This is a genomic window from Thermococcus sp. (assembly GCF_027008145.1).
GTDB lineage: Archaea > Methanobacteriota_B > Thermococci > Thermococcales > Thermococcaceae > Thermococcus.
In genome coordinates, this window is the sequence record NZ_JALTCZ010000077.1 from 1 (window position 1) to 8,569 (window position 8,569).

The 8,569-nt window shown below is 53.7% G+C and carries 8 protein-coding genes; 6 read left to right on the top strand and 2 right to left on the bottom strand.

Annotation, left to right across the window (positions count from 1 at the left end; genetic code table 11):
* Positions 1-102: ATPase domain-containing protein (locus MVD07_RS03590; protein ID WP_297498774.1), on the bottom strand; the 102-nt coding region annotated here is incomplete at its 3' end.
* Between the two features lie 245 nt (positions 103-347).
* Here MVD07_RS03590 and MVD07_RS03595 point away from each other — a divergent pair.
* Genes MVD07_RS03595 through MVD07_RS03605 form a run of 3 tightly spaced genes read left to right on the top strand, consistent with a single transcriptional unit; the run spans position 348 to position 2,118 of the window.
* On the top strand, positions 348-1,061 hold the full coding sequence (locus MVD07_RS03595) for a MinD/ParA family protein (RefSeq protein ID WP_297498763.1): 714 nt from the start codon (positions 348-350) through the stop codon (positions 1,059-1,061).
* Positions 1,062-1,108: 47 nt separating this feature from the next.
* Complete coding sequence (locus MVD07_RS03600; RefSeq protein WP_297498777.1) at positions 1,109-1,792, top strand: aspartate/glutamate racemase family protein; 684 nt, start codon at positions 1,109-1,111, stop codon at positions 1,790-1,792.
* 32 nt (positions 1,793-1,824) lie between these two features.
* Positions 1,825-2,118, top strand: coding sequence for a MazG nucleotide pyrophosphohydrolase domain-containing protein (locus tag MVD07_RS03605; protein WP_297498779.1), 294 nt, complete (start codon positions 1,825-1,827; stop codon positions 2,116-2,118).
* Between the two features lie 34 nt (positions 2,119-2,152).
* Here the strand turns inward: MVD07_RS03605 and MVD07_RS03610 are convergent, their stop codons facing one another.
* Positions 2,153-3,319 (bottom strand): MFS transporter, encoded by a 1,167-nt coding sequence (locus MVD07_RS03610; protein ID WP_297498766.1) that lies wholly within the window; start codon positions 3,317-3,319, stop codon positions 2,153-2,155.
* Positions 3,320-3,777: 458 nt separating this feature from the next.
* On the opposite strand from MVD07_RS03610, the gene MVD07_RS03615 reads away from it, so the two are divergent.
* The 3 genes from MVD07_RS03615 to MVD07_RS03625 all read left to right on the top strand — a co-directional run.
* The gene (locus MVD07_RS03615; RefSeq protein ID WP_297498768.1) at positions 3,778-5,199 is read left to right on the top strand and encodes a TldD/PmbA family protein; all 1,422 of its coding nucleotides are present in this window, start codon (positions 3,778-3,780) and stop codon (positions 5,197-5,199) included.
* Positions 5,200-5,209: 10 nt separating this feature from the next.
* A complete protein-coding gene (locus tag MVD07_RS03620; protein WP_297498782.1) occupies positions 5,210-6,532 on the top strand; it encodes a TldD/PmbA family protein in 1,323 nt (440 codons plus the stop codon).
* A gap of 170 nt (positions 6,533-6,702) precedes the next feature.
* Positions 6,703-8,569 (top strand): plasma-membrane proton-efflux P-type ATPase (locus tag MVD07_RS03625; RefSeq protein ID WP_297498771.1); only part of this gene is annotated, 1,867 nt, incomplete at its 3' end.

Below are 8,569 nucleotides of genomic sequence, written 5' to 3' on the forward strand. Positions count from 1 at the left end.
CTTTCCAGCCCCCGGCTCTCCAGCAACGAGGACCAGCGAGCCTTCTGGAAAGCCTCCCTTGAGGATGTGTTCGTCAAAATAGGGTATCCCAGAAAGCCCCATGCCCCTCACCGGCCTTAATAGGCCCCTAAAGTATAAAAAGGTTTGTTTTTATGTCCTCTATGGGGGAAACCGGACACCAATACGAACCGAATGAGTTTTAATCACAGGCATCACGAGTCAACTGTTTCGCTTATCTTTTTCTTTTGAAAGCTCACCCTTTAGGAGGGAGTCAGCCACTCTGAGGGGATTTTCCCTCAAACCTACGACCGGAAGGGTTATGAGGGGGGCAGTGAATACATACTACGATGGGTATGAGAATTATTGGCTTCCTCGGGCCGGGGGGCAGTGGGAAAACGACGGTGTCTGCTAACGTCGCAACATGTCTGGCCATAGGAGGAGTCAGAACCCTGCTGATTGACGGTGACCTGTATCTCCCGGACCTGCACAACCACTTCGCCCTGAGCGCTCCATACTCCTTCGAGGACTACCTCAATGACCCGGAGCTGAACCCGGAGTGGCTCACCGTCCCGGCCAAGTTCTCCCGGAACCTTCACATCATCCTTGGGAAGCCCCAGGGCATCACCGTGAATCCCCTGAAGCTTCTTTCAGTTCTGGACGAGATAATCGACAGGCTGAAGACCATGTACGGCGTCATCGTAATAGACTTCCCGCCCCTCATACCGATTGAGCTCAAAGATCTCCTCAAGAAGGTTGACATCCCCGTTCTCGTGGTGGATCCCAATAGGGTTCCCCTCGATGTCCTCTTCGACTATATCTCAACCGTGATCAAAAAGTTCGGGGCGGACAGGCTCATACTCAACTTCGCCGACTTCCCGGAGGACGTCCTCGGAGCCCTCGTGGGGCTCACCGAAGAGGAGCTCGGCGTGCACCTCCTCGCCTCGATTCCGACGAGAGAATCTCTCCTTCTGGAGCCGGTTCGTGGCTTTCCGGCGTGCCTTGAGGACGAATGGCTCTCCGAGTTGGGCCTCACCGTCCTTGAGGAGCTTGGCTACATCTAACCCCAACTTTCATAAACCCCTCCTCCTTCTCTCGATTGGTGGTCGGCGTGAAGAGGATAGGCCTGATCGGAGGAATGACGCCTGAGTCAACCCTCTATTACTACCGGAACTACATAAGGATGAGCCGGGAGCTTTTTGGTCCGTTCACCTTCCCGGAGCTGATAGTCTATTCCATAAACTTTGCTGAGTTCAAGGACAACCCCCGGGGCTGGGAGGGGAGGAAGGAGCTCCTCATAAACGCGGCGAGAGCCCTGGAAAAAGCTGGAGCGGAGATAATAGCCATGTCCGCGAACACCCCCCACATGATCTTCCCGGAGGTTCAGAAAGCTGTGAACGTTCCAATGGTCAGCATAATAGATGCTCTTATCGAGGAGATAAGGCGCAGGGGGGTTAAGAAAGCCCTCCTTCTCGGCACGAAGACGACGATGACGGCGGACTTCTACAGGAACGCTCTCAGGGAGGCCGGCTTTGAAGTGGTGACGCCAACAGGGGAGGAGATGGAAGAAGTCAACAGAATCATCTTCGAGGAGCTCTCCTTCGAGAACCTGAGAAGCAGGTCCTACCTCATAGCCCTCATCGAGAGGTATGCTAAAGAGAGGGGTATCGAGGGAGTAATCCTCGGTTGCACCGAGCTCCCGCTAGCAATAAAGCCCGGTGACGTTTCAGTTGAGATCTTCGACACGGCGAAAATCCACATGAGAAAGCTCATCGAGCTGGCGAGTGGTTTTTAAGCCCCTCTCCTTTCTCCCCAGGGGTGAGAAAGGTGGAGATTAGGGAATTCCAGGAAATGATCAGGGAGATATACTTCCACAAGGACTCTAAACGGGGCGTCGAGAAGACCTTTCTCTGGTTTGTTGAGGAGGTCGGTGAGCTGAGCGAGGCGATAAGAAAGAGGGATAGGGAGGCGATGAAGGAGGAGTTCGCCGACGTTCTGGCGTGGCTCGCGAGTTTAGCGAACCTCCTCGACATAGACATCGAGGAGGCGGCGAAGAAGAAGTACCCCGGCGTCTGCCCATACTGCGGGAAGAAGCCGTGTGAATGTGAGGAGAAGTTTTGATGACCGCACAGTTCGTTCCATCGTCTCTTCTTTCCTAGAATTTATCCTTTAAGATCCCCTCTGGGAAACCTGGGGTTCTAAGTTCCTTCATTAGGGCTAAGGCCCCAACTCCCAAAAATAATACCGACGCGAGAAGGATTCCCATCATTATCCCTGCACGCTCAAAGAGCCAGCCAAGGATCACGTTGAGAGCCCCACTGACAACGGCCGCCGTGAGCGAGTAGAGTGAGCCTACGGTTGCCCGTTTTTCGTCCGGAATCGCATCTTGGAACCGTCCCTGCCACTCCTTGAAGGCTTGAGCAAAGATAAAGGTTCCAAGGAGGAGCGTGACAAAACCCAGCCAGCCGTTTAATCCTGAGAGGAGCGATAGGAGTGGAATAATAACGCACGCGTAAAGGTAAAGCTTTTCCCTTCCCTTTTTACCCACGTCAAAGTACCATGAAACGCTGTTGATAACCATATAGAGTGCCATAATCCACGAAACAGCCAGAACTGACGCCAGAAACCCGTAGAAGTAAAGCTGCATGAAAGCCGTGAAAACAGTTAGGGGCAGACCGATGATATTCGCGTAGATAAAAAGCCACCGGACATCTCGGGAGTTCCAGACGAACCTCAGGCTCTCAAGCAGGTGATGACCGTACGAAAGGCCACTTCTCGCAGTATCCTTTGGGATAGTGGCGAGTACCAGGAGCGAGGCCAGTATAAAGGGCGCACTCAGGATTATGGGCAGCCTCATGCCGTATACGTCCGCTATAGCACCCCCCGCAAGGATCCCGGCAAAACCCCCGACTGTCTCAAATGCCCTTAATCTACCGTAAGCCTTTGGATACTCATCTGTTCTTTCGTCCTCTTTCAGCAGCTCATAGAGCCAGCCAGTCTCAGCGCCTGTGGCAAAGGCCGTTGAAAGCGCGCTTATAATGGTAGCGAGAAGAAGGTCAGCGAAAGAATCTGCCGAGTAGAGCAGGAAAAGAAACAGAAGGGAGAGAGTCCTAGCCATCAGGACGCTCGTCTTCTTTGAAACCTTGTCCGCCACAACTCCGGTCGGAACTTCGAGAAAAGCCACGAGAAAAAGCATGATTCCCATCAGCAGGCCAATCTGTCCCTTGGACAGGCCCAAACTCTGGAGGTAGACCTGGTAAAAGCCAGCATAAAGGGCCAGGTAAAAGAACCCGGCGAGGTAGAAGCGCTTAACGTAATCCATCACAACCCCCCCTTGTTTTAGCTCCACAAGGCATTGGAAGCCCTGCGATTAAAGTCTTTTTTCGACCTTCATCTCATCAAAATCTCAAGCTACTGTAAATTGATTATGCCATCCAAAGCACCTCAAAGGCCGAGCTCTTTCTTGGCCTCTTCCCAGGGTATTCTATCCTTCAGAGTTTCCCTAGAAAGTCTCTCAAGCTCCTTGAGTTCCTTCTCGCTGACTTCCTCTTCCTCAAGCTCCCGAATCTTTAACTTGAGGAGCTCCTCTTCTATCTCGTCCAGTTTTTCCGCATAAGCTGGATATCCTTAAGGATGAGGGCGATGTTTACACTCTCACTCATTATCTAAACTGAACTCCAAACAACTTAAAACTCGCGCGCCTTTTCGACCATCATCTAAACGGAAAGAATTTTATACTTTAGCGAGCACTATTCTATGCAGTAAACCGAGGTGGTGTGCATGCATGAACTCGTAGAGTTCGCCGTCGAGAAGGCCCTCGAGCTCGGCGCAGACTACGCCGAGGCGCGCTTCGAGGAGAAGAACGGCACTTCTCTGGCGATGAAGAACGGCTCTCCAGAGGGGCTTGAGGTTTTAGCAGATAGGGGCATTGGAGTTCGCGTTCTTGTCGGCGGAGGAATGGGCTTCGCGAGCACGAACGTCCTGACAAAGGAGAGCGTTGCCGAGGGGGTGAAGAGGGCAGTAAAGCTGGCTAAGGCGGCCTCTCGCGTTAGGAACGAGCCGATACGCTTTAGCGAGGAGAACTTCCACGAGGTCTACTACGAGGTTAAGATGCGCAAGGACTTCCGTGACGTTTCACCGGAGGAGAAGCTCGAACTCCTGAGGAAAATCGAGGAAGAAGTCAAAGCCACCGGCGTAAACGTGCCGATGCGCTACCTAAGCTACTCCGATCAGGTTTGGCACAAGATAATTGCCAACAGCGACGGAGCGTTCATCGAGAGCATCATCCCGCGCGTCTCCATAATGTACAACCTCGTCGTTTTCGAGAACAGTCAGATGGAGCAGGCTCCGTTCGTTCAGAGGGCATTTTCTGGAGGCCTTGAGCTCATCGAGAAGGACGAGCCCTGGGAGTGGGCCGTCAAGGACGTGCAGGCACTGAAGAAGCTCATCTACGAGGGCAAAAAGCCTCCTGAGGGGAAGGTTGACCTGGTCATAAGCCCCGAGGTGGCTGGAATAGCCGTCCACGAGAGCGTCGGACATCCCTACGAGGCCGACAGAATTTTTGGAAGGGAAGCCGCCCAGGCTGGAGAGAGCTTCGTGAAACCGGACATGCTCGGCGAGAGAATTGGCAGTGAGGTGGTTACCGTCATAGACGACCCGACGATACCCAACAGCTGGGGCTTCTACCTCTACGACGACGAGGGCGTGAAGGCAAGGCCGAGATACCTCATAAGGGACGGAATAATCACCGAGTTCCTCACCAACCGCGAGTACGCCTACAAGCTCGGCCAGCACTCCAATGCGGCGGCGAGGGCCATCAACTACAACCGCGAGCCTATCGTGAGGATGGCAAACACCTACCTCGCCCCGGGGGACCACTCCTTCGAGGAGCTGATTGAGGATGTGAAGCTCGGCGTCTACATGGTGTCCTTCAACGAGTGGAACATCGACGACAGGCGTTACCAGCAGAGGTACATCGGCAGGGAAGCGTACCTCATCGAGAACGGCGAGATAAAGCACCCGGTGAGGAGGCCCATCCTTGAGATAACGACGAGGGCACTGTGGAGCAGTGTTGACGCGGTAGGGAAAGAGGTCGCCTTCTACCCGGGAACCTGCGGAAAGGGCGAGCCAGGACAGGGCGTCCCGGTCTGGATGGGCGGTGCTCACGCGAGACTAAGAGACATACCACTTAGGAGGCCATGAGGTGGTGGAAATGTTCGAGCTTAACGAGTTCATCCTGAAGAAGGCAAAGGAACTCGGATTCGGCGATGTAGTGATTTTGACCTATGAAACAAACAGGAGGCAGGTTCGCTTTGCCAACAACGAGATAACCGTGGCAAAGCACTGGCACGAGCGCAAGGTGGAGCTGTTCGTCGAGCTGGAGAAGAGAATAGCCGGAACGACGATAACCGAGCTGAGTGAGGAGAACATCGAGCGGACTCTCAAAATGCTCTTGGGCAACATGAAAGGCATGTCCCCAAAGGAGGACTACTACGGCATAGCCGAGGGACCCTTCGAGTATAAGGACATCCCGGAGACCTTTGATAAAGCCATCGTCGAGCTGGACGAGCCGAACGAGTACGTGGAAAGGGCCATCAACGCAGCCCTTGAGCAAGGTGCGAAGAGAGTAGCTGGCGTTCTCTACACAGATCACGATAAGGTTTACCTCACAACAAGCAACGGCATTGAAGCCTTCGACGAGGGAACCGGGATAGAGATAAGCGTTAGGGCCTTCATCGGCGACCTTGAGAGCGGTCACGGGACGAACTCGGTTAGGGTTCTCAAGAAGTTCGACCCTGAGAGCGCTGGGAGAAAGGCCGGAGAGATAGCGAGCTTAGCTAAAAACCCGGAGCAGGGGCCGGAGGGGCGCTTTGATGTGGTCTTCGACCCGCTTGCCTTTGCCAATCTGCTGGGCTACATGAGCTTCATGACCTCCGCTTATGCTGTCGAGGCCGGCTTTTCGCCCTTCGTGAACAAACTCGGCCAGAAAGTGGCTAACGAGGTCGTAATCATCAAGGACGTCGGAAACCTGCCCAACGGCTACGGAAGCAGGAAGTTCGACGACGAAGGAGTGCCCACGAGAAAGACCACGATAATCGAGAACGGGACATTTAAAACCTTCCTCCTCAACACGAGCCTCGCGAGGAAGTATAAGACGGAAACTACTGCGAACGCTGGCTTAATAATGCCCCGCGCCTGGAACATCGTCCTTGAGCCTGGCGAGTACTCAAGGGAGGAGCTCTTCGGTGAGGTTAAGAGGGGAATCTACATTACCAACGTCTGGTACACGCGTTTCCAGAACTACGTCACCGGTGACTTCTCGACCATTCCGAGGGACGGCATCTTCCTCATCGAGGACGGCAACTTAAAGCCGATTAGAAACATCCGCGTGAGCGACAACCTCCTCGGGATTCTGAGCAGGATCGAGGCGATGGGCAGGGAGAGCTTCCATATCCACTGGTGGGAGGTAAGAACCCCTGTGACGACGCCCTACGTTTTGGTCAAGGACGTCGGCATAACGAGGGCAACGAAGTGATTTTATCTTTTTGCATCCCCCATCTTTTCTGGACAAATGGAATAACTGAAAAATAATGTTATAATTTCTTCAAGTAGACGGCCTTTTAAATTTGAGTTTTATCCTGTTATATCTTAACAAAAAGCGAAATCCGTATATATTTGTTCGTTCATAGAAGATGAACCGGGGGGATGGTGATTGAGAAGGATTACAAGCACGCCAGCGTTGACGAAGTCCTCAAAGAGCTTGGGGCGTCGAGAAACGGTCTGAGCTCCGATGAAGCTAAGAGGAGACTTGAGGAGTACGGACCAAACGAAATACCGGAAAAGAAGGTAAACCCGGTAATAAAGTTTCTATCATACTTCTGGGGCCCAATACCGTGGATGATAGAGGTCGCGGCGATTCTCTCAGCAGTAATCAGGCACTGGGCCGACTTCTGGATAATCATGACCCTTTTAGCTCTCAACGGCATCGTTGGCTTCTGGGAGGAGCACAAAGCGGAAAACGTCATCGAGTACCTCAAGCAGAAGATGGCACTGAGGGCAAGGGTTCTGCGCGACGGTCAGTGGAAGGTCATCCCGGCGAGGGAGCTCGTTCCCGGAGACATAATACGCCTCAGGATGGGAGACATAACCCCGGCCGACGTCAAGCTCATGGACGGCGAGTACCTCCTCGTTGACGAATCCGCCCTAACCGGCGAGTCGCTGCCCGTTGAAAAGAAGATTGGAGACATAACTTTCTCGGGTTCTCTCGCCAAGAAGGGCGAAATGACCGCCGTTGTTACAGGGACAGGCTTGAACACCTACTTCGGCAAGACAGTCCAGCTCGTTGAGAGCGCTAAAACGGTCAGCTCGTTCCAGAAGATGGTCATCAGGGTCGGCGACTACCTCATAATCCTCGCACTCATTCTCGTTTCCGTTGTCTTCCTCGTGGCGATTCACAGGCACGAAAGCCTCATCGAGGCCCTGCGCTTCAGCCTCGTCCTTACTGTCGCGGCGATTCCAGCGGCGATGCCGGCGGTGCTCTCAATAACAATGGCGATAGGTGCTTTGAACCTCGCCAAGAAGCAGGCCGTTGTCACGAAGCTCGTCTCAATCGAGGAGTTGGCTGGGGTTGACGTTCTCTGCTCTGATAAGACTGGGACGCTCACGAAGAACAAGCTGACCGTGGGAGACCCGGTCCCCTTCAACGGCTACAAAAAGGAGGACGTCGTTTTCTATGCCGCACTGGCGAGCAGGGAAGAGGACAACGACCCGATAGACCTTGCGATTTTAAGATCCCTTGAAAGGTTCAAGCTGAATGAAGCTATAGCGAAGTTCAGGCAGGTTCACTTCACGCCCTTTGACCCGGTGATAAAGAGAACAGATGCCAAGATAAGCAACGATGAGAAGTTCAAGGTCGCCAAGGGCGCACCCCAGGTTATCCTCGACCTCTGCAAGGTTGATAATAAGCTCAGGGAAGAGGCAACAAAGGTCGTTGATAGTCTCGCCGAGGAGGGCTACAGGGCCCTCGGAGTTGCAAGGACAGAGAACGGAAAGTGGGAGTTCGTGGGCATAATCCCGCTCTTCGATCCTCCAAGGGACGACGCGCCGAAGGCCATAAAAGCCATAAGAAAGCTGGGCGTTAACGTTAAGATGGTTACCGGAGACCACATCGCGATAGCGAGGCACATAGCAAAGCTACTCGGCCTCGGGACGAGGATAGTGTCCATGACCGAACTACTCAAAGCAAAGCGCGATTCGGACGTTGAGAGGCTCGTTGAGGAAGCCGACGGATTCTCCGAGGTCTATCCGGAGCACAAGTTCAGGATCGTTGACGCACTCCAGAGGACGGGGCACATGGTGGCCATGACTGGGGATGGTGTCAACGACGCCCCGGCGCTCAAAAAGGCCCACTGCGGCATAGCGGTTTCTGGAGCGACTGACGCGGCGAGGGCGGCTGCCGATGTTGTCCTCCTCCAGCCGGGACTGTCGGTTATAGCCCACGCGATTGAAGAGGCCAGGAGAATCTTCCAGAGGATGGAGAGCTACGTCGTCTACCGCATAACCGAGACGATAA

Excerpts from the sequence above, each read along its gene's own strand:
- MVD07_RS03620 (WP_297498782.1), top strand. The coding sequence starts at position 5,210 with ATGTTCGAGCTTAACGAGTTCATCCTGAAGAAGGCAAAGGAACTCGGA.
- MVD07_RS03615 (WP_297498768.1), top strand. The coding sequence starts at position 3,778 with ATGCATGAACTCGTAGAGTTCGCCGTCGAGAAGGCCCTCGAGCTCGGC.
- MVD07_RS03595 (WP_297498763.1), top strand. The coding sequence starts at position 348 with ATGGGTATGAGAATTATTGGCTTCCTCGGGCCGGGGGGCAGTGGGAAA.
- MVD07_RS03610 (WP_297498766.1), bottom strand. The coding sequence starts at position 3,319 with ATGGATTACGTTAAGCGCTTCTACCTCGCCGGGTTCTTTTACCTGGCC.